This is a genomic window from Pseudomonas spirodelae (assembly GCF_034653255.1).
GTDB classification, from domain to species: domain Bacteria; phylum Pseudomonadota; class Gammaproteobacteria; order Pseudomonadales; family Pseudomonadaceae; genus Aquipseudomonas; species Aquipseudomonas spirodelae.
The window spans coordinates 13809-36072 of record NZ_JAYEET010000047.1 but is presented as its reverse complement, the minus strand read 5'-3'; the positions used below and the strand labels follow the sequence as shown (position 1 = coordinate 36072).

Genomic DNA, 22264 nt, shown 5'->3' with positions numbered 1-22264 from the left:
CCTTGGCACTGCGCCGCTGTTGCTTGGGCCGCAGCGAATCGGCTTTTAGCGCCTGCTCCAGCGTGGCGTGAAAAGGGCTGAGTTTGTTGAAGATCGCGCGGCGTTGGTAGACCGGCGGCTTGGCCTCAGGTGCTCTGACCCACTTGCGAATCGTGTTGCGCGCCAACCCGGTGCGCTTGGCTATCTCATGCAGCGACAGCTTGTCGCGGAAATACATCCGGCGAATTTTGCCCATCATTTCCATACTGATCACCCTGTGTTCTCCTGCTCAAAAATTGAGCAGAAGCAGTTGAACACCTGGGTCAGTTTTCAGTCGGCAGAACAGCCTCTACTGGGTCAGTTTTCGGTCAGCGGCAACACGCTTGGACCAGATTGACGAGTATTCAGCCCAGGTAGCGGCTTACGGGTTGGATGAGCAACTGTGCTGGATGGTGCCCTGGTTACGTGGTGTCTACCACTACCGTAAAGAAGAGTTCGAGGCTGCAATGCCGTACTTCAAGGCGGCCTTCGAAAATGCAAAATACCGGGCAGGCAAAAACCAATACAAGTTGGTAAACCAATACGTCGAGCTCGCGGTAAAAAATGATGACCGACGAGGCTTTAAGAAGGGCATTGAGTGGGCGCAGTACCTGGGCCTCAAAGTGCGCTGGTTGCGAGATGATGAGCCGACCGAAGATAAACTGGATTTCGTCTACTACATGATGCAAAAGGCGCGGTACGACCACCAAATGTAGCGAGGGTAGGTATGCGGGTCATCCCCTTCGGCCTAGTCACTCTGTGCGCGTAATGTGCACTCGAAAGCGCCTTTCGGCGAAATTCTGTTGCCTGCCTTATTGCGCTCTAGCTAGAAGCAGATCTGTCCAGCGAGTGGTGTAAGCGGGCGAGAGAAATTCTCTTCGCATAGACCACTCAACTGGCTTGGCGATGCGTCCTGGCTGCAGCGTGCCCCGTCCCCATCGCCTGTTGATAGCGTCTAGTACGCTCATCAACCGTTCAGTTTTTACTGGTTGTTCAGGTGCAAATAGATCCTGCGTGTACTCATCTCGTCGGCACAGATCCAGAAGCAATACCTGGGCTTTGGCGTAGCTAAATCCATCCCGGTATAGCCGGCTGATACCTTCTCGGGCGGCGGCAATGATCAGGCGTGTGTCATCGGTCGGGTAGGGCAGTTGGCAAAGTATGCCGTTGGCGTATTTGGCCTCGGTAGGGTTGAACATCCCGGTGCGCAGGCTGACGCGAATCTGCCGGCACAGTGAGCTTTGCTGGCGCAGTTTTTCAGCAGCCCTTGTTGCGTATGCGGTGATGGCTTCCTGAATCGGCTCGATGGTCTTCAAACGGATGCCAAACGATCTACTGCAGCAGATTTCCTGCTTGGCCGGTGCGGCTTCTTCAAGTTCTAGGCAGGCAGTACCGCGCAGCTCGCGTACGGTTTTCTCTATGATCACATTGAAGCGTTTGCGCAGCTCCCAGGCGTCGCAGCTGGCCAAATCCCACGCAGTTTTAATACCAAGTGCGTTGAGGTGCACCTGCATGCGCCTGCCGATGCCCCAGACATCTTCTACTGGTATGACCTTGAGCAGTTTGACGCGGCGCACAGGGTCTCGTAGATCAACCACACCGCCGGTTTGTCGTTGCCAGCGTTTGGCGGCATGGTTGGCTAACTTGGCCAAGGTTTTAGTGCCGGCGATACCGATGCCCACGGATATGCCGGTTTTTTGTTTGATCTCGCTTTGCAGTGTTCTGGAAAGATGTTCCAGTGATCCCGGTATGCCGGTCAGGTCGGCAAAAGCCTCATCGATGCTGTACACCTCAACCGCTGGCAAGCGTGCCTCAATGATGCTCATCACCCGTTCGCTCATATCGCCGTAAAGCGCATAGTTGCTGCTAAACGCCACGACACCCTGGTGCTTGAGATCGCCACGAATCTCATGGAATAGCGCACCCATTTTCACGAAGGGTTTGGCATCGGCGGAGCGTGCAATCACACAGCCGTCATTGTTGCTCAGCACGACTATCGGCGTGCGCTGAAGGTCAGGTCGGAATACCCGCTCGCAGCTTGCGTAAAAGCTGTTGCAGTCGATAAGGGCAAACACCGGCTCAGGCATGGGGGCGGTGGTTACGCAGGCTATGGCTCACGACGCCCCAGATCATCAGTTCGTCATCATCCAGTACGTAGCGCGGCGCGTAATCAGGGTGCTCGGATTGCAGCACATACGACTTCTGGCATCTGCCCAAGCGTTTGACGAACACATCACCGTTTAAGCAGGCAACCACGACATCGCCTGGTTTTGCCTCCAGCGCACGACTGACGATCAGGTGGTCACCATCGAAGATACCCGCCCCGGTCATGCTGTCACCGCTGACCAGCACGACGTAGGTGTGCGGTGCATTGATATCCAGCAGCTCATCCAGGGACAGCTTGTGTTCCATGTGATCCAGTGCCGGGCTGGGAAAACCGGCCGGAATGTGTGCATCAAAGTAGGGTAGGCGCGTGCTGCTGGCGTGGAGTGCGCCAAGAATCAGGGCGTTGCTCATGAGAAATTGCCGATAGCTGGATTTATGTACAGTATCCGTCAATTGTGAAATCCAACAAGTCGCGTCCGTCGGCGCAGGTCGGCGTGTGTTCCAAATGTTTACGGGTGAAAAGTTTACGTATCGCCTTCAGCGCTACAGGTGCCTATGGTTGATTCATCTCAACCCGAAGAGGTTCGCCATGATCATGCTGAGTTCGTTGACTGAACATCTTGTACTGATAGCTGCTTTGACCCTGATGCTGGGTTTGGCTCGTGTTGCCTATGGCGGCCAGGCGGACTGATTTTACGCCTTCAACTCGGCTCGTTTTTCTGCTTCGCCGCTTTTGAAAACTGTAGGGAGCGCCTATGAGTGTTGATATGTATCGTCGTCAAGTTGCCAGCGTTCGTGACGCTCTAGCAAAGCTATCGAGCCTGAAGGCCTGGGAGTCGCAGAAGGCGGCTGATGCGGGGAAAAAATCTCTTGCTGCTGGAACTGCCGCCAGCAAAACCAAACAGTTGTCTACAGCTACCTCCAAGCTTAGAGAAGCCAGCCGGTATGCTGATTTGCAGGCGAAGCATTTGGTTGAAGTTGCCAAGCTGGAGAAGAAAATTGCCGCAGAGCAGAAAAAACTGGCAACAGCTGAGCTGCGTGTGGAGAGCGAAGAAGCGAAGGTGCTGAAGAAAAGAAATACGGAGCAGCAAAAAATGCAGGAGGCGCAAAAACGGCAATTCCGAGAGGTAGAGTCCAGCCTGAAAACGCATGATTCTCTGCACAGGGAAACTGCTGCCCGCATTGATAAGTTGGCTGCGCTGCCCGAGGAAATTAAGGTTGCCTTCTTTGCGACTGATCCAGCGACAGCCTCTGACCGCAGGCTATTGCTGGATGAAGAAGTCCGTGAGATTCACCAAAAAATTCGACTTTCGGATCATCGTGACGCGGTTAAGCTTGAGTCGAGATGGGCGCTGCGTCCTGCAGAAATCCTGCAATACATGAACGAGCTCAAGCCCACGATTGTGCATTTTAGTGGGCATGGCAGCGATCAGGATGAGCTCGTTCTTCAAGACCGAAACGGCGACGCTAAGCTGGTTTCGATGGCGAGCATTGTCGCCACCTTCGAACTTTATGACTCGGTGCGATTAGTCTTTTTTAATACGTGCCACTCATTCAACCAGGCGGCCGCATGTACGCAATATGTGGACGCGGCCATTGGCATGAATCAGTCAATTGGTGACGAAGCTGCCCGCGTATTTTCAGCGCAGTTTTATTCGGCTATTGGCTTTGGCTGCTCAATTCCGGCTGCTTTCAAGCAAGCTAAGACTGCGTTGATGCTGGAGGGTATTTCAGAGGACTCCACTCCAGAGCTGTACCTGCGTGATGGTGTAGATGAAAGCGACCTCATATTGGTTAAGCCTAGGACTCAGTGATAAAGCCATCCCTGCAGCTCATCCAAGTTCATCACCACAATCTGCTGCGCCGTGGCCTTGGTATGCACCTTGGTCGTATCGATCTGATAGCGCTGCAGCACGTACTGCACCAGCGCACCTCGGGTCTCGATCACCAGGCGACCATCCTGCATGGCATAGTCGGTTTCGATGATGGATTTTTGCTCGGGTTTCAGGCGTGAGTCAGGTTCGATAATGACCTGTACCTTAGTGCTCCAGCCAGGGTCTAGCTCGCGCGCGTATTCGGTTTCGTCATCCATCAGCTCGGGTATGCCGCGAAAGCGGCTCAGCACGAAATCCCGGTAATCGCGGTTTTTCTCGCAGTAGGCGCGCAGGTGCCAGCGCATGCCGGTGTAGATCAGTGTGTGCGGTGCGATCAGCCGAGTTTCCACCTGCGGCGTATTGAAAGACACATACTCACACTCCAGACGTAGCCGGGCCCTGCATGCCTTCAATAGCGGGCGCAGCACTTCAGGGCGCACCGAGCGATCCGGCACTTTCAGCACTTCGGTGTGGGCGTAGGCTAGAGCTAACCCTTCCACATGTGGGGCGCGGTCGTGGCTTTGGCTGACCAGGTGTAGATAAGCGCTGGCGCTGTCGTCTATAAACAGCGGGCTGAACTGCTTGCTCGGCACATACCCCTTCAAATGCTTGTCATATTCCAGGTTTTTAGGCGCGTGGTCGTTGATATAGGTATTGATGTCTTTCGACGCCTGCTGGCGGCTGATACCGAAGCTCTGCATCAGATGGCCCGTGGTTAAGCGGCCTTCCCACCATGCTACTGTTTCGATCAGGCGGTAGCGTAGGGCCAAATCCCAGCGGATGGATTCAATCGACTGTTTTCGTTTCATTGGCTCTCCACCTGCTCGAAAACTTTACCTGTACAGGTAAACACTCTAGATGAGTCGCTTAAGCTTACATATCGTGAGCGCTGTGCTCAATGAGAGATCTGCGAGGTTCTCCCTTGGCGCACTTGATCCATAGGTTATTCATTCGGTTGAATCGCTCTCTTCGAGGGAGCCCCGCGAGGGTCCTGATTTGGTGATTCATTTATTGAAATGCCTGAGGGCTAACAATTTTCACAAGGAAGTCGATTTTGTCGTCTGTCATTTATAGCTATCTGGCCAAAGTTCAATCACAGCAGCCCATCAACTTTGATGCGTTGATCGCAAAGCTTGTGGCTGCAGGCGTTGCGCGAGAAGTCATCAGTCGCATTTTTTTGGCCAAGAAGCTTAAAAAAAATAGCTATCACGTTGAAGTGCTTCTTTCGGCAGTCTTCGATGAGCTCTTGATGAGGTTCAGGCCATCGGATGTTGGAGGCCGAGTCGGAGCTGCTATAGACGGCAATAGCCATCGTGTTGGTGTATCCGAATCGTTACTGATATTTCGCTCTGCTCGGCATCGTCATCCGACTGTGGCGGTAACTGAGGCTGGTGAATGGGTGCTGCCGAGGGTGCTGGGCAGGGTGGGGGTTATTGTTGAGAACCTGGAGAATTTCCTTCGAGTCGATGAAACGCTGCCTTTCATTGCTGGGATTTTGGCTGTTACAGCCAGTGATATTGAGCTGATCTCCGGTTCGGGAAACCAGGTGACTAACAGGCTGAATGCCAATGTGCTAAGTCAGTTCGATGAACTGTATTGCTTGTTCGATGTGGACATGGGAGGCCTACGGATGTTCGCTTCTTTGACCGCGTTGCTGCATGAAAAGCCCCCCGTTTTCCTTGTCCCGTCTGACGTTGAAGAGCGTTTGGCTCAGTCCAAGTACGCGTTGACTGATCAACAGCGGCAGGAGGTCATTAAGTATCAAGGACTATCACATGAGACAGATCAATTGATCCGGTTTATGCGTGACAGCAGCAGGGTGCTTGAGCAAGAAACCTACTTGGTGACAGCAGTATGTGAGGAGCGCCCATGAGCATCGAATCTATGTTCCACGAAGCCTTCAAGATGAAGCAGATCGTGCTGATCAACAGTGGGGCTTACTGCTATACGAAGGTACGTATCGACCAACACACGGCCTTGCTCGGCGATAACAATAAGGGCAAGACCTCGATGCTCAATGCCTTGAAGTTTTTCCTCTTGCCCGAAGAAAATCTCAACGATTGTGAGCGCAAGTTCGGCTTCAAGAGCACAAAAGGCTACTACGGCCGAGATGCGACTTTTGGCTTCTATTTTCCAGAGCGGAACTCCTTCATGGTTCTTGAAGCGGAGAATCCGCATGGGCCGTTCTGCATCATCTTGAACATAGGCACCAAGCAATACAGTTATGAGCGTACTGCTGTGCCAGTGCCATATTCTGAAATCGAGCACCTCTTCTGGAATCATGAATCCAGCCTCAACGGAGGCATGGGAGCACCGATTGAAGGCTTGTCGACTTCACAGATTGAGCCGACCCTGAAAAGGCTGGGCGCTGTAGTGATCAAGGATGTGGCGAATATCAAGGAGCGAATCTATAAGCACCAGCCGACACGTCCAGATGCCGGTCGCTTTTGTCTGCTGCCGCTCAAGAGCGGTGGTAGCCAAGCTCGCGAGATTGATGCCTGGAAGCGTTTGATCCACTTGGCATTCGACATTGCAGCCAAAGATAAACGTACTCTGCCGGACACCATCGCTACGATCATTGAGGGCAGAAAGGATCGTACTGAGGCCGAACTGAACGTCAATCTCATCGAAATTCTGTCGCGCTATGAAACCCTCAGCGCGGTAAAAAACCGACTTCAGATGATTCGTAACGGACAGCCGTATTGGGAGCGTTTCACCCAGACTTTCACCGATCTTCACGCCCAAAGTTCGGATCTGATGAACTTGTTATGTGACGTTGAGCAGGGCATTAACGAGCAGGGCTCGGCCTACCTCGACGCTCGTATGCAGTGCTTTGCAAACTACAGTGCGGTTAAAGGAGCTGCTGACAACCAGCGTGAACAGGCGGCTAGTAAAAATACCCAGCTCAAGGAGCTGAAAGGCGGAATTCGCGAGATCACGAAGAACTACGAGCGGATCAAAAAGGACTCAATTGACCTTTCAACCGCGATGCATGGTTATGCCTCTATGACCCCGGAGGAGATAGCTGCCGTTCTGGCTGAGCAGGTCACGGAGGACCGAGCCGACATCAAGGCTCTTCAGGACGATGAAGTGTTTCGTCTTGAGTTCAAGCAACTTACAAATGAAATCAACAAAGGTAGCCAGAAGGCCAAGGATCTTGAAGTTCTCATTGAAGGGGCGAAACCGTCACTCCTGGATCTGGACCTGATCCCCAGACGCACAGCGGACACTCTCTACTCGCTGAACCAGGATGTCTTCACTGGCGAGTGTCCGCCATTGCTTGAGAGCAACATTGAGGCGATAAAGCGTTTCACCGCGCTGTTTAACGAGGAGGAAGGCTCGCTCACGTTCCTGAGCAGTCCAACACCAGTTCCTGTTAAACACTACGATGCCGGAAAGCTGCTACAGAGCCGCAAGGTCGAATTGGCATCTGTCCAAAAGAGTCTTATTCAGCAAAAGCACCGCGCCAGTGTTCTTGCCAATAAGACGAAAATGTCAGTCGAGCAGATCCAAACTACCATCGCAGCAAAGCAGGCTCAGATCGAGAAAGATGAACGCAATATTGCCCTGCTGAAACGTCATCAATTCATTGAGCAGGAGTTCGTTCGGCTTGAGCAGGAGCACGGTGACGCCACCGAGCAGTATGCAATTCTTGAAGCCAGTTGCCTTGAGCTCAACCTGCAGCTCAACGAAGCCAACCGTCTGGTTGAGCAGGCCAGAACAGCATTGGAAGCCGCTAATGAACGTGAACAATCCATGCTCCGCTGGAGCAGGACGGTCAACGACATCCTGCATTCGCGTCTGGAGTACCTGAAAACCGGCTACCAACGTGCAGAGCGTCAGGAGGTCGTGGTTACTCAGGAGTTGATGGATGCCATCGAAACCCGCAGTCGAGATATCAGCCGTAGCTTCAACCAGATCAAGTCTCTGGTGTCCGATCTGTTAGTTGCGGTTGCTCTAGACGACGATGCCGAGCATGCCCACCGCAGTGCAGTAAGCCTGGAAACGCTGAGCAATTTGCATGAGAAGTACAGGGTTCTCTATGGTCGTCTCGATATGGAAGAGAACAACCATTTCAACCAAGTGGTTCAGCATAACGATGACACCATGATCCAGATTCAGTCGATCAGGCACGCACGCACCCTGATTAGTACTTTTATCAAAGAGATCGAAAATCACCTGTCGTCAATCAAGGTCTCTAACCTCACGGCTGTGGCAATCGACTGCAAGCTACATCCCCAATTCGATGAGCTGCTGAAGACCGTAGACTCTGTGAATCTGACCGGAGGCGAGCTACCACCACAAGTCCTCTACGACCGCCTTGGTAAATTCTGCACTGAGTTCGTCGAGTCTGATCAGCGTCGGGATGCCACCCTGAACATGGCTCGCCTGATTGTCAGCGTCGATTACCGTGTGAAGCTGCAAGGCAGTGATGAGTTCACTGTCGAAGCCCAATCAACCGGCACCTCAGTGATGATCAACTGCCGTCTGCTGGCCTTCCTGCTCAAAGAGTTGCTGCAAGCGGACACCAAGGTCAGCTTGCCACTGTTTATCGATGAGCTATCCAACCTCGATGACAAGAATCTGCGTTCGGCCCGCGACATTGCTGACGCGGATGGATTCTGTGTATTCGGGGCTACGCCTGGCCTGACATCTGGTATCAGCAAGGTGCTAGGTAACTACATGAACCTCGACTACTTCAACGCAACTGACCAGTCCTACAGCCCGAACCGGACGATTCTCTATACCGGAGTCAGTGAGTCCTTGATCGCGCTGGAGTGCCGTGAGGCAGTTGAGCCGGCTCTTGCTGCCGAAAAAGAGGCGTAGAGAATCTGATGGTCGTAAAAACGGACGTTGCGCTGATCAACATGATCCAGAACAAGGGGGTTTTCCTTGATCTGATTGATCACATGGACAAAGTTGGAGAGGGTGAGGAAGTCCGCATTGTCATGTACCAGCAGAAGTTACGCGCCCTGTTGGATTCTGTAGCACCGCTGCCGAACACGCGGGTTTTGCGCGAGGTACCGGCAGAGCGGCGCAAACTGGAAAGCGCACTTTGCATTGAAAACCTTGAGCGTGTCGGCCTGGTCATTCAGGTAGACAGCGCTCGTGGAGTGATGGTTTTCGCCCCCTTCGTGATCGAGATGTTCCGGCACTTCGATGGGGCGCGTCTGCGGCATTTGAACAGCGCCGATTACGAGTTGATTCGGGCCTCGTTCAACCGGCTCTATGAGGTTTTTATCACTCTGCCATCTCTGAGCCGCGAAGACATTGGGTTTCAGGAGCAGGTTAGTGTGCTGCGTAAGGAGATACGCGCTGCAACCGCCAAGATGAAGGAGTGCGTGGATGCGCTACAGGGCCGGCTCCAGCGACTCGGTGAGATTGTCGATCAGATGCGTTATGACGTCATCGATGAGGTGGCTAAGGCTCAGGAAGCCCTAGGCGAGATCAATAGCATCTACCTGCGCAACATCCTGCCCGCCTTGCAGTTCCTGGGCGAACACACTGACCTCAAGGGGACTAAGCCTGCCCTCACTGCACTGACCTGTATCGGCGACCAGCTGGCCCACTATGGCCACGACCAGCTGGCCAGCTCGGTTTATTACTCCGTCGAGTCGATTCGCTCATACCGGCATGACATCTCGATCATCAGTGGCTCATTAATGCGCTATGTCCAGCAAAGTGAGGCGCACCGGCGGGCCTATGACAAGATCGAACAGGCTTGGAATCGTCTCTATGCGGGCGTGCGAGAGCTGCATGATGGGAGCTTGAAAGACAATATTCTGCCCAGCACACACCCTGTATTCGCCCGTCTGAACACCTATTCCGGGCTCAAAATGCGAGTGTTCGAAGCAAAAGTTGAGTGGTCAGACGCTAACCAGCGCTTGGTGCTGGCAGAGCATCTGCGCACAACATTGCCCAACATCAAGATCAGCAGCGGGAAGATCCACCAGCTCAGCGGGCAGACCAACGAGTCGGGCGAGCTCAAGCGACGGCGCGATGCTCGCTTGTTGGCAATCGGTAATCTGGTCGAGGAATGGGAACCACGGCTTACCGATGACGCCCACGTCGCCATGCATGAACACCTGAAAGACCGCCTTAAAGGGTACGAGTTGACCGATCTCCTAATGTCGGTGGGCTGGCTGCGCAAGCGAGAAGGAATTTGCCTCATTCCGCACTACCAAATCGGCAACCTTGCAACTGACTGCGAGAGCCTGAGGTACTACAAGCTGCAAGTGGAGACTGAACATGCTTGACCACGAACCTTCGCTGCCGGTTGCGCAGGCCAAAGTGATGAATCGAAAGCTGTCGATTGAGCTCTATGGGCAGCTCATGTACGGAAAGATGATCAACCGCACCGTCTCTATTGATGGGGGCTTGAAGTCAAATCCGCACTTCGAGGAAGTGCTGAATAATTTCGATCACTACCGCAATCTCTATGATCTGATTGGGTATGAGTTGGTCATGCGTGATGGCTTCGCCTTCATCCGGACCAGTGATGGCACTGATGCCAAGGATGACCTGGCGCGCAACATCCAAGGCCTGCTACTTGTTCTGTTTCGGGGAACACTGGAGCTGGGCTTCACAATGGACGTGCTGCTGAATGACTCGGCAGGCCTTTCAAACATCCATATCGAGGAAATCGGTAAGGGGGAGGACAAGGTCGAGGTGCTGATAGCGTGTGGAATGAAAAGCGGCGTGCTGTTGGAGCACATCAAGAAGCTCGAGACACGAGCTATTGCATACCGTAATGGGAAGGGAAATTTAGTGTTGTCGGAATCTGGTGCTGCTTTTTTCAATGATCTTCTTGGTGAAGGCGACCTCGACGTTTAGGCGGGAGCTGGTCAGCTCGAAAAATCATAATCAAAATGATTGCCACCATATTTGTAAAATGCAAATATTAGGGCGCGACTAAGGTGTGCAATAAGATCCGTTTTAACGCTCAGATTAAGTGCCTCTAACTCATATGACGCCCATAACCCCTCTTGCTGGGTTCGCTCAGCCACAGCGCGATCGCCTGGCTTTTATCGAGCTGCGTGTGCGTTTCGCCGGAGAGATTCGACGGCAGGATCTAGTGGACCGATTTGCCATCCAGTCAGCTGCAGCGACCCGGGATCTTGCGCTTTACAGGGAGCTAGCCCCCGGCAATATCGACTATGACCCCAAGGGAAAGTCCTACGTCTTGGGCGCTGATTTCCATGCGCTGTTTAATTACCCAGCAGAAAGAGTCATGTCGTGGCTGACTCAGGCATTTGGCGATGGCGAACCGCTGCGCCTCAAAACCTGGGTGCTCAGTGAGATTCCTTCCCGACTGACTAACCCCGATTTGGATGTTCTAGCGAGTGTGACGCGCGCCATTTATCAGTGCTGCCCCCTGGCTATCGAGTACCACTCTATTTCCAGCGGTAGGTCCAAGCGCGAGGTCGTGCCTTTCGCCTTGATCGATACAGGGTTACGTTGGCACGTGCGAGCTTTTGATCGTAAAACCCAAGAGTTTCGCGACTTCGTAATCACGCGAATCAAACGCCCGCGCCTGCTTAAAGGTGAATCGCCTGCCTCCCATGAGCTGAGCAATCAGGACATCCAATGGACGCGCATCGTCGAGCTAGAGATAGTGCCTCATCCGGATCAACCGTATCCGGACATCACTGAGATGGACTACGGCATGAGCGGCGGGGCATTACGTTTACGCCTGCGCGGTGCCACTGCCGGCTATGTACTGCGTAAATGGAGTGTCGACTGCTCGCCTGATCATCGGCTGCGTGATCCGGAATACCGCCTTTGGCTGAAAGACCCGCTGCTGCTCTACGGAGTGGAAACGGCGGTGCTGGCTCCGGGTTACCGAACAGGGTGAGCAAGTAATTACACACAAAAAGTGATTAATCACCCTTGGCTTCGTTGCCTCTGATGGCCGGGGTAATGTCGTCAGGGTCTCTTAGCCTGTCATGGCTGGAAGGCCTCAAGTTAAAAGGAATTGTTTTTCCAATGATCTACAGCCCCTACCAAGCCAAGTATTTTGCTCACTTCTTAACGCGTGAAGGTATCGGTGCCGACGAGTCTTTGACCCAGTCCTTGTCTTCGGCTCGTGTGGATCTGAACCCGCACCAGGTCGATGCGGCTATGTTTGCCTTGCGTTCGCCCTTATCCAAAGGCGTGCTACTGGCAGATGAGGTAGGGCTTGGCAAAACCATCGAGGCGGCGTTAGTGCTCAGCCAGCGTTGGTGGGAGCAGCGCCGAAACCTTCTGTTGATTGTGCCGGCCTCTCTTCGCAAGCAATGGGCCACGGAGCTCCGTGAAAAGTTCTCATTGCCCTCGGTCATTCTTGATGCCAAGCGCCTTAAAGACTTGTCGGCCAGCGGGCAACCCCATCCCATTGGGCGTAAGGAAGGCATCATCATCGTCTCTTACGAATATGCCGCTCGTATCGCCCATCAGCTGCAAAAGGTTGCTTGGGATCTGGTCGTGTTTGATGAGGCGCACAAGCTGCGTAACGTCTTTAAGGCTGCTAACAATTCCCGAGCAGCGGTCCTGCGCGATGCCTTACAGGGTTGTCAGAAGCTTTTGCTGACGGCAACGCCGTTGCAGAACAACCTGATGGAGCTCTATGGCCTCGTTACGATCATTGATGAGGCTTACTTTGGTTCGGAGCAGGCCTTTAAGGCCGAGTTCGGAGGCAAGGGCAATCTTGCCGCTATGACCTTGCTACAGAATCGTTTGGAGCCCATCTGCAAGCGCACCTTGCGCCGTCAGGTCCAAAAGGCTGGACTGATCAACTACACCAACCGCTTGCCGAAAACCTTTGACTTTACCCCGAGCAAGCTTGAGCTGGATCTGTACGAGTCAGTGTCGGCGTACCTGCAAAACCCAGACACCCTTGCCCTAGGTAGAAATGGCCGTCACCTGGTGACCTTGTCCCTGCGCAAGATCCTAGGTTCATCCTCATTTGCCATTGCCAAAACCTTGGACAAGATGGTCAATCGCCTGCAAGCCAAGCTAGTGGTTGATGACGACACCCTAGATGATCTCGATGGCTTTGCTGAGGACGCTGAGGATTGGCGTGATGCTGGTTCTATCGCCGCAACCGAAGCGGATGCTGTCGAAGACCATTCGGATGATGATCTTGATGAGATAGACCCGAAAAAACTTCAGACCGAGATCGCCGAGCTGACGCGCTACCGGGATATCGCCACCTCAATTAACGACAACGCCAAAGGGCGAGCGCTCTTGGAGTGCTTGCCCATCGTTATGGCTGAGATTAAGGAAGTCAAAGGCGGTCAGCACAAGGCCGTGGTATTTACCGAGTCCGTGCGCACCCAAGCCTACTTGCGTGATCTGCTGGAACAAAACGGCTTTGCTGGTCAAACCGTAGTACTCAACGGCTCAAACACTGATAAAGACAGCACAGCCCTCTACAAAGCCTGGCTTGCCAAAAATAAAGGCACTGAGGTCGTCTCCGGCTCTAAATCTGCCGATATGAAAGCAGCCATTGTCGATGCTTTCAAACATGACCGCTCCATCCTCATTTCCACGGAGTCCGGTGCCGAGGGTATCAACCTGCAGTTCTGCTCGCTGCTAATCAACTATGACTTGCCCTGGAACCCCCAGCGGGTTGAGCAGCGCATTGGCCGTTGCCACCGCTATGGGCAAAAGATCGACGTCACCGTGATCAACTTCCTCAATCGCAAGAACCAGGCTGAGGAACGTATTCACCAGCTCTTAGAGCAGAAGTTCAAGCTCTTCGAGGGCGTATTTGGCTCATCTGATGAAGTATTAGGTGCTATTGAGTCTGGTGTAGATATCGAACGGCGCATTTTGGAGATCGTCCAGACCTGCCGCTCGAATGATGAAATTAATGAGGCCTTCGATCGCCTGCAAGAAGAGTTCAGTGTCGAGATTGATGCGGCCAAACAGGATGCACGCAACAAAATCTTGGCCGAGATGGACGAAAAGGTGATTGAACGCTTGATGAGCCGCAAGGAAGGCGTTCATGCCGCCCTAGGCGACTTCCGTAGGGCGCTGTTGACCCTTGCTCGTGCTGAACTACCCCAGGCCCACTTCCATCCAGATCATGCCGAGCGCTTTGATTATCAAGGCAGCACCTGGTCTACCGAATGGCCTGAGGCAGAGGATAACGGCTGGCGCTTTTTCCGCTTGGGCGATGGAGGCCTGGCAGACAAGCTGGTGGCGCAGGCGAAAGCGCGATCAACTCCCATGGCGTCGCTCGCGTTTGACTACAACGCCTATGCTGGCAATCTGGCGGATGTGGCCAGCTTGCGCGGGCAATCCGGCTGGTTGCGACTCTCACGCCTAACGCTACAAACCCCCGCTCGCACTTGGGATGAGCTGATCTGCGCAGCCTTCACCAATGACGGCAGCATGCTTGACCCGAGTACCGCCGTACGCTTGCTGCACATTCCTGCCCGAGAGTTTGGCGCACCAGTGGGGCAGGCGCCCGAGGAAGAATTGACGGGCGTTACTGAGGCGCGGCAAACGGCCCTAGTCGGGCATGCACAAGAGCGTTTGGGTGAATTCCTCAACGAAGAAGAAGACCGCCTAGATGCCTGGCGTAATGACGCCCGTGTGGCCTACGACCAGCAAATCAAAGAGCTGACTAAGCAGGCCAATGAAAAGAACAAGCTCGCCCGTGCAACCGCTAATCTGGCCGCCAAGCTTGAGCTACAGCACGAAGCAAAAGCCTTAAAGCGCCAAGTGGATGAGCTACAACATCAGCTCTATACCCGCCTGCGTGAGATCGATAGTGAGCGCGAAGCCATGTTAGATGCCATTGCCGAACAACTCAACTTAACGCCACAGGTGGATCACCTGTTTACGATTCGATGGAGCCTGATCTAATGGCCGGTAAAACAAAACTTGAACTGACCTGGATTGGCAAAGACGAGCGTCCGCGCCTCGAGCCACGCATTCTTATTGAAGAGCCCGAGTTTTCCTATCACGCTGAAACACGGCGTGAGGGAGATAATTTCGACAATATGCTGATACATGGTGACAATCTTCTGGCACTCAAAGCGTTGGAGACTGACCCCAATGTGCGGGGGCAGGTGAAATGTATTTATATTGACCCCCCATTTAACACGCAGCAGGCGTTTGAAAACTATGATGACGGAATAGAGCACTCTCTCTGGTTGTCTCTAATGCGAGAGAGATGCATTATTTTGCATCGCCTTCTATCTGAAGATGGTTCTATGTTCGTACATATCGATGATAACGAATTAGGATACATCATTCCTGTACTGGACGAGATATTTGGAAGGCGTAACCGTATTAGCATAATTACATTTAAACAAAGCTCCGTTTCCGGTCCGAAGGCTGGGAATAAGGGGGTTGTTACTACGAATAATTATATAATTTACTATTCTAAGAGTAGAGATAAGTGGAGCCCTGGGCGAGTCTACACAGCCATTGGCAGGGATGATCGTTATAGTAAAATTATTAAAAATTACGATAGGCCGTTTTCTGAATGGCAACTTGAAAGCTTAAAGGACGAATTTTGTCGAGAGAAAGGTATTTCAAGTTGGAGTGAGGCAAAAAAGAAATTTACTGACAAGATAGAAAGTAAGCTGGAAGAGTTTGTATTACAGAGCGCAGTCCGAGTGGTTAGGACTGCACGTGTAGCTCCCAAAGACGTGAATGAAGATGCACGTGAAGCGTTAGCCGAGTCAAATGCTGTGCCTGACAGGGTCTTTTGCTCTAAGCGAGAGGGAAAGGATCCGTATTATTTCATAAATGGCGAGCAGCTAATTTTTTATAGCGCAAAAACCAAATTAATAGATGGAAAAGCTACGACTGCAGCCCCCCTCACCAATCTATGGGAAGATCTTCTTTCTAATAATCTTCATGCCGAAGGTGGGGTTTCATTTCCCAATGGAAAAAAGCCTGAAGCACTGATAAAGAGATGCTTGGAATTGGCTACCTCAGAGGGAGATCTTGTACTCGACAGCTTTGGAGGTTCTGGATCCACTCCTGCAGTAGCTCACAAGATGAAGAGACGCTGGATAGTGGTAGAGCTCGGGGATCAAGCAACAACGCATATTCAACCTCGATTGAAACGAATTGTAGATGGTCAAGATAATACCGGCATTACAAGTGCGGTGAGCTGGAAAGGCGGCGGTGGATATCGCTTCTTAAAACTCGCGCCTTCGCTGTTGCAAAAAGACAAGTGGGGCAATCTGGTTATCAATAAGGATTACCAGCCAGAAATGCTGGGCGAGGCCATGTGTAAGCATTTCAATTACACCTACGCACCATCCTCCGAAAATTATTGGATGCACGGTAAGGCCACAGACAACGCCTTTATCTACGTGACCACCAACAGTTTGACCTTTGATCAGCTTAAGGCGCTGTCTGAAGAGGTGGGTGAAGAGCGCAGTCTTTTGGTTTGCTGTATGGCCTACGAGGCCGCAGGCGATAGCCTGACGAACTTGACCATTAAGAAAATCCCCCGTGTGGTGCTCGATCGCTGCGAATGGGGTAAGGACGATTATTCCTTAAAAATCGAAGCCTTGCCCCTGCAAGAGGAAGAGCCCGACGAAGCAGAAACCACGCCGAACAAATCCCAAAAAATCAAAACGTCGGTAGCACAGACCAGCCTATTCGATGGCCCTGAGGAAAATTGAGATGACTGAACTAAACAAGGATCGTGTGGTTTCCCAAATTAGTCAGCGCCTCTCGTTACGTAAACCTCAGGCAGAGGCGCTTCGGCGCCTCGATACCATCGTAGGGCTTATTGATCCGAAAAAGGGCACTGATGTCGAGGCTGCTCGGGAGCAGGTGCGTCAGGTATTCGGTGAGGTTACTGATGCGGACTTTACAGATTTTGAACGTGACTTCCCGTCGGTTTGTTTCTCAGTTGCCACCGGTGTAGGTAAGACCCGCTTAATGGGCGCTTTCATCAGCTACCTGCACATGATCGGTAAGAGCCAGAATTTCTTCATTCTGGCGCCGAACCTTACAATTTATGAAAAGTTGCTGTTCGATTTTGATCCGCGCAGCCCTAAATATGTGTTCAAGGGCATTGAAGCCTTTGCCCATAATCCGCCTTTGATCGTTAACGCTGAAAACTATGAGGCGGGTCGTGGTGTGCGGGGCGCTGATCTCTTCGGCCGCGAAAGTGTGATCATAAACATCTTCAACATTTCCAAGATCAACTCCGAAGTACGAGGCGGTGCCGCCCCTCGTATCAAACGCCTGCAGGAGTACATCGGCGACAGCTATTTCTCGTACTTGTCTGATCTTAAAGACTTGGTGCTGCTGATGGACGAAGCGCACCGTTATCGCGGTAGTGCCGGATTCAAGGCCATTGCTGAGTTGCAGCCCATTATGGGCCTTGAGGTGACGGCGACGCCGAAAACCACGGGTGGCAAGCCCCAGGCGTTTAAGAATGTGGTGTACCGCTACGATCTGCCGGATGCGATGGAAGACGGTTATGTGAAGGAACCAGCCATTGGTACTCGGGCGAACTTTAATCCGAAGTCGGTTGATGCCGATGCGCTGGAGCGCATCATGCTTGAGGACGGAATTAACTACCACGAGCATGTCAAGGTGGCGCTGGAAACCTACGCCAAAAACTACGATAAGCCGATAGTGCGACCGTTTATGCTTGTGGTGACCAAGGACACCACGCACGCCTCCGAGGTAAGACAGTTTGTGGAGTCAGACGGATTTTTCGGTGGCCGTTACAAAGGCCGTGTTATCGAAATCCACTCAAAAACTTCCGGGGAAGAGAGTGACGAGAATGCTCAGCGCCTGCTTAACATCGAAAAAAGCGGCGATACGGACATCGTTATTCACGTTAACAAACTCAAAGAAGGCTGGGACGTTACAAATCTGTTCACCATTGTTCCATTGCGTGCCTCAGCTTCCGATATTCTGACCGAGCAAACCTTGGGGCGTGGTCTGCGCTTACCTTATGGCAAACGCACGGGTGTGGCCGAGGTCGATCAGCTAACCGTGATTGCCCACAACCGCTTCAATGAACTGATTGAGTTGGCCAAAACGGCAAACGGCGTTACCAAGAAACTCAAGCAAGTGTTTATTGGTGAGGACGGTGACGTGACCTCAACGAGACCTGAGGCTGTCACTACGCCAAATGTGGTGCAGCACTTGGTGCAATCCATGCTGCCGAAAGCAGAAGGTAGTGAAAAAGGCACTGCTTACAAAATTCCTGCTCCCTCGAGTCCTGCCGGTGTGGCTGAGGCGCCAGCGCCTTTTATTCTGCAAACAGCGCAAGAAGTGGAAGTGGCTGAGAGGACCCTTCAGATTGTTGTTCAGCAGACCGCTAAACAAGTAGGAAGCCTTGCGGATATCAATAAGCCGGAAGTTCAAGCCGCTATTGTTCAGGCCATTAAAGTGGAGCAAACACCGCAAGCTGAGATCTTCCCGGTTGAAACGCTGAAAATTGAAGCAATCGTGAAGTCGATTTGCAGTCAGTTCGTTGAGCGAATTATTGCCATTCCGGCACTGACCATCACACCGACCCAAGATGTGTCTTTTGGTTTTAAATCGTTCGCGCTGGATCTTAAGCACTGGAACCATCAACCGCTCTCGAACGAGTTATTGATTCAGGTATTACGCACAGAGAAAACGCAGTCCATTAGCGGCGATGCCCATGATGAGCAGCAAGAGTGCCTAGAAAACTATATCGTTGCCAAACTCGTGGACTTCCCAGAGATTGATTACGACACGCACTCCGAAGTGCTTTACCAGCTGGCCGGCCAAGTAGTTGCTCACTATCAAGCCAAATACGATAAGCCCGAAGAGTTGCGTAGTGTGCTGCAAGGCCACTCTAGGCAAATGGCCGATGCCATCTTTGCGGACATGAAGAAAAATATGTGGCGCGGGAAAACAAATTACCGAGTTACTGTGAGTGCGGCCTTCCAAGACCTGCGTCCACAAACTTTCGAGAATGCGGGTAGCCAATATTCATTGGACTTTCGCCAGGCACCGCCAAAGCTTAACGAGATCAAGCGTTATATTTTTAGCGGTTTCAGTAAATCCTGCTATCCATTGGCTAAGTTTGACTCAGATACGGAACGTAAACTGAGCGAGATTTTAGAAAAAGAAAATGGCGTTAAGCTGTGGATGAAACCCGGCCCCAACCAATTCAAACTGTATGACTCAGATGGCTTGCCTTACCAGCCGGATTTTGTGGTTGAAATGCAAGATCGCATTTTGATTATTGAGACCAAGCGCGCGGATGAAATTAGCGATGCGGTGGTATTGCGCAAAGCAGAAACCGCAGCGCTTTGGGCACATATCGCCACTGAGTTCCATGCGAAGAAAACTGGCGGTAAGCCGTGGTCTTATTTATTAGTGCCACATACGGACGTGGTCGGAAACTCTACGTTGGCAGGTCTTGCCGCAAAATACACGCGCCAAGCAGACACAGAGCTTTTGACTCGCTATGAGCTATCTGGCGAGCTGGATGTTGCTCTGCAGTCATAGGGGGGAACCACACAAAAAAGGGTAGCTTCGGCTACCCTTTTTTGCTCATGAATGAGCCAGATCGCATACTTTGCGATAAATCCAACACGCCAGAGCCACGACCAAAATGAGTGGCGGAAATCGCACTATCAGAATCATCAGCAGCAACACTGCACAGCAGCCTGCAAGGATACCTACAAATAAGAATAGTGCCGCAATTGTTCGTAGTAGTTGTTTCATTTGAGCCCCTCACAGAACACCAAGTTCTGCCATTGAATTGCAACCGTCACGCCCAACCACTATATGGTCGAGCGTACGTATCCCCACAAGACACAAGGCCTCCTTTAACTTTTGGGTAAGTACACGATCTGCCTCACTGGGCTCGGGATCACCGGAAGGGTGGTTGTGTATCAGGATCATCGCTGCAGCGTTGTATTGCAGCGCGATCTTCACTACCTCTCTTGGATATACGCTGGCGCCATCCAGCGTGCCTCTGAACAGTTCGTGAAAGCCCAACACCCTGTGCTTGCTGTCTAGCATGAGTAGTGCAAAGACCTCATGTTCGTAATCTGCGAGAAGTGTTTGCAGGTGGCTGAATACCTCTTGGGGTGAGGTCAGAGCCCGCCCACGACGTAAGCGCAGATTGGCCAGTTGCCTAGCCATCAGCAGAATGTCGTCTTCGGTTACAGGGGATTCAACTTCATACGCGCCAGCCGTTTCGCTGGCTTTGAGTTTGTGTAATCTCATCTTCAGCTCCGTTGGCTGCTAGGCCCGGTTAGTGGTTGAGTGATTGATGTTGTGCTTCAAGCTTTTCAGCCAAGCTGACCTTGTTGATGGTGACTAGGGTTGGTGTGGACGCAGATGGTTCAGTGCTTTCAGCGGTAAAGAACTCCTCAATCAACGCGCCGCTATCTTCTTCGCTGTCCTCGAATGCACCGTTAGCAAAGCCACGTCGCGCGGCCTCATCCAGTGCGTTCTGATCGAAGCCGGTGCTTAGCCGCTGTTCATCGAGATTGTTGGCAGCTTGCAGCGCCTCGGCCATGTCCATGCCACTGCGTACGGTCAGGTCGACGTAGAAGATCGGCGTGCCATGGCTTTGGCGAGTCGACTTTCCGCGCAGGCGTAGCTCCAGCGGTAGGCAGGCCAGGCGGTTGCCCGAGATGGCCTGGAAGTAATGCAGGCGAGCCGCCAGGGTGCGGATGCTGTTGAAGCCAGTGGTACGGAAGACAAAGCTGCCCAGCGGATCATCATCACCAATCAGCACATTCAGCCGGCCGTAAGGCTTACAGGCGCCACCCTTGGCCAATGGGCAGGCATCTGGCGAAGGGCAAGGCAGCGACTGCATGCCGTCCTGGGTGACTCGCTTGCAGGTCTCGCCATTACCCACGCACAGCGGCCGCCCGGATTGCCTGTCGAACAGTGTGTAGTCGGCACGGAAGTTCAGCTCCGGCTCGTTGAACAGCAGGCGCACCGGAATGCTGCGCAGCTTGTCCTCCTGGCTCTTACGCAGCTCATCATTGAGCGGGTGCAGCAGCCAGCCGTCCTTGCCTTGCACCTGGGAGGTGATGGTGAATTGGTCATCTTTCTCCGGCAGGCGCTTGCCGTTCTTCTCGATGACCTTGCCGATGGAAATCCGTCCGAGCGACGGCGGGGTGATAGCCAGACCTTTGAGCATGGTGGTTCTCCTGCAAACGAAAAATGGCCAGCCACGCAGCGCTAACTGCATGGACTGGCCAAGGGGGAGGGAATGGTTGAGCGGGTTGGGATTAGCCGACCAGGAAGCGTCGACTTCCATGCTTGAGCTTGGTGTAGCGAACCTGCAGGTAGGGCTTTTCTTGGAGCATTCGATCCACGTCGAGTACGGTACTGTCCTTGGCTTTCTTCCAGCTGATAAAGCCGTGGCTGAACTGCGCGCGGGTAGCATCGCCCATAGCCTGTTGCAGCATCTGCTTAAGCTGGGCCTCGCGGGTTTCCTTCTCGCTGATGGATTGGCGCACCGCCTTGAGCTCCAGGTAAGCCGCTGCCAAACCCGCACGGCCACTGAAGTCGACGGTCTTGCCGTTGTCCTCTGGGTAGAGTGCGCGCAGTGCCATTTCAGCGGAGGCTGAGCCATCAGCCGGCGGTGGCGTGTCGGTCTCGACGTAGTGCCAGAACTTACGCTCCAGCTCGATCAGGCGAGCAATCATCTGCTCGTCCCGTTCTATACGGTGGATCTCCAGCGTCTGACCACCCAGCAATACCGCCACATCCGCAGCCTTCTTGCCGGTGACAGCGAGCTGATGCATTACTTGTAGTTGCACATACTCGGGTACGCCTTCTTTCCAGAGGCGTGCGCCGTTTATGCCGGCTGTCTTGCATTCGAGGATCTGCACATCGTCAGCACCGATTACCTCGCGGTCGATGTTGGCCAGCATCCAGGGCAGCTCAGGGTCAGGATGCTGCAGCACGGCGTTGATGCGCCGCACCTTGTTCTTCGTGCGTTTGCTGTAATGCCAGGCCACTACGGGTTCCAGCACATTGCCCCAGTACATCGGGCTTTCTTCATCGTGCGGCTCGGCCTTCGGTAAAGTGGTGTCACGTCCGGTTTTCTCCATCCATAGTTCCAGCTGCGATTTGTACGGATTCAGGCCCACGGCAGCACCAGCATCCGAACTGCCGATGCCCTGCTTACGCACAGCCAGCCAATCTTCACGCGGTAGTTCCTTGGTACTGATCAAGCGCAGCGCCGGGCGCGCCTTGCTGGTGCTGCTCAACGGAGTAGCTGTCATAGCGTTCACCTTGCGGAAACAGAAACGCCCGATCAGCAACTAGGCTGATCGGGCGTT

The 22264-nt window shown here is 52.9% G+C and carries 16 protein-coding genes and 1 pseudogene; 10 read left to right on the top strand and 7 right to left on the bottom strand.

Annotated elements, in window-relative coordinates:
• Nucleotides 1–235, bottom strand: a pseudogene (locus SOP97_RS15755) (IS21 family transposase); the annotation flags it as partial.
• 127 nt (nt 236–362) lie between these two features.
• Between SOP97_RS15755 and SOP97_RS15750 the strand changes: the two are divergent.
• Nucleotides 363–734, top strand: a complete 372-nt coding sequence (locus SOP97_RS15750; protein ID WP_322950072.1) for a hypothetical protein — start codon at nt 363–365, stop codon at nt 732–734.
• A 96-nt stretch (nt 735–830) separates the two neighbouring features.
• Here the strand turns inward: SOP97_RS15750 and umuC are convergent, their stop codons facing one another.
• Both umuC and SOP97_RS15740 read right to left on the bottom strand, forming a co-directional pair.
• Nucleotides 831–2105, bottom strand: a complete 1275-nt coding sequence (gene umuC / locus SOP97_RS15745) for a translesion error-prone DNA polymerase V subunit UmuC (RefSeq protein ID WP_322950071.1) — start codon at nt 2103–2105, stop codon at nt 831–833.
• Complete coding sequence (locus SOP97_RS15740; protein WP_322950070.1) at nt 2098–2535, bottom strand: LexA family protein; 438 nt, start codon at nt 2533–2535, stop codon at nt 2098–2100. The genes umuC and SOP97_RS15740 overlap by 8 nt, the downstream gene beginning before the upstream one ends.
• A 344-nt stretch (nt 2536–2879) precedes the next feature.
• Here SOP97_RS15740 and SOP97_RS15735 point away from each other — a divergent pair, with 344 nt between their 5' ends.
• Entirely contained in the window at nt 2880–3938 is a 1059-nt protein-coding gene (locus tag SOP97_RS15735; protein WP_322950069.1) for a CHAT domain-containing protein, read from the top strand.
• On the opposite strand, the gene SOP97_RS15730 is transcribed toward SOP97_RS15735, so the two are convergent.
• Nucleotides 3932–4807: a helix-turn-helix transcriptional regulator gene (locus tag SOP97_RS15730; protein ID WP_322950068.1), complete on the bottom strand. Its 876-nt coding sequence runs from the start codon at nt 4805–4807 to the stop codon at nt 3932–3934. The two genes, SOP97_RS15735 and SOP97_RS15730, sit on opposite strands and share 7 nt — an antisense overlap.
• A 245-nt stretch (nt 4808–5052) precedes the next feature.
• On the opposite strand from SOP97_RS15730, the gene SOP97_RS15725 reads away from it, so the two are divergent.
• From SOP97_RS15725 to SOP97_RS15690, 8 genes are all read left to right on the top strand, one after another.
• Entirely contained in the window at nt 5053–5871 is an 819-nt protein-coding gene (locus SOP97_RS15725) for a hypothetical protein (protein WP_322950067.1), read from the top strand.
• Nucleotides 5868–8825 carry a coiled-coil domain-containing protein gene (locus SOP97_RS15720; protein ID WP_322950066.1) on the top strand — a complete coding sequence of 986 codons (2958 nt, stop codon included), beginning with the start codon at nt 5868–5870 and terminating at the stop codon, nt 8823–8825. The genes SOP97_RS15725 and SOP97_RS15720 overlap by 4 nt, the downstream gene beginning before the upstream one ends.
• Nucleotides 8826–8833: 8 nt before the next feature.
• The gene (locus tag SOP97_RS15715) at nt 8834–10255 is read left to right on the top strand and encodes a hypothetical protein (RefSeq protein WP_322950065.1); all 1422 of its coding nucleotides are present in this window, start codon (nt 8834–8836) and stop codon (nt 10253–10255) included.
• On the top strand, nt 10248–10832 hold the full coding sequence (locus SOP97_RS15710; protein ID WP_322950064.1) for a condensin complex protein MksE: 585 nt from the start codon (nt 10248–10250) through the stop codon (nt 10830–10832). The genes SOP97_RS15715 and SOP97_RS15710 overlap by 8 nt, the downstream gene beginning before the upstream one ends.
• A 133-nt stretch (nt 10833–10965) precedes the next feature.
• Nucleotides 10966–11853, top strand: coding sequence for a helix-turn-helix transcriptional regulator (locus SOP97_RS15705; RefSeq protein ID WP_322950063.1), 888 nt, complete (start codon nt 10966–10968; stop codon nt 11851–11853).
• Nucleotides 11854–11984: 131 nt separating this feature from the next.
• Nucleotides 11985–14852 (top strand): SNF2-related protein, encoded by a 2868-nt coding sequence (locus SOP97_RS15700; RefSeq protein ID WP_322950062.1) that lies wholly within the window; start codon nt 11985–11987, stop codon nt 14850–14852.
• Nucleotides 14852–16633, top strand: a complete 1782-nt coding sequence (locus SOP97_RS15695; RefSeq protein WP_322950061.1) for a site-specific DNA-methyltransferase — start codon at nt 14852–14854, stop codon at nt 16631–16633. Before SOP97_RS15700 ends, SOP97_RS15695 begins: the two co-directional genes overlap by 1 nt.
• Nucleotide 16634: 1 nt before the next feature.
• Nucleotides 16635–19460, top strand: coding sequence for a DEAD/DEAH box helicase family protein (locus SOP97_RS15690; RefSeq protein WP_322950060.1), 2826 nt, complete (start codon nt 16635–16637; stop codon nt 19458–19460).
• 228 nt (nt 19461–19688) lie between these two features.
• Here the strand turns inward: SOP97_RS15690 and radC are convergent, their stop codons facing one another.
• The 3 genes from radC to SOP97_RS15675 all read right to left on the bottom strand — a co-directional run bounded on the left by radC (nt 19689) and on the right by SOP97_RS15675 (nt 22207).
• On the bottom strand, nt 19689–20186 hold the full coding sequence (radC, locus tag SOP97_RS15685; protein ID WP_322255298.1) for a RadC family protein: 498 nt from the start codon (nt 20184–20186) through the stop codon (nt 19689–19691).
• 28 nt (nt 20187–20214) lie between these two features.
• Complete coding sequence (locus SOP97_RS15680) at nt 20215–21114, bottom strand: recombination directionality factor (RefSeq protein ID WP_322950059.1); 900 nt, start codon at nt 21112–21114, stop codon at nt 20215–20217.
• 91 nt (nt 21115–21205) lie between these two features.
• Nucleotides 21206–22207, bottom strand: a complete 1002-nt coding sequence (locus tag SOP97_RS15675; protein WP_322950058.1) for a YqaJ viral recombinase family nuclease — start codon at nt 22205–22207, stop codon at nt 21206–21208.
• Nucleotides 22208–22264: the final 57 nt, after the last annotated feature.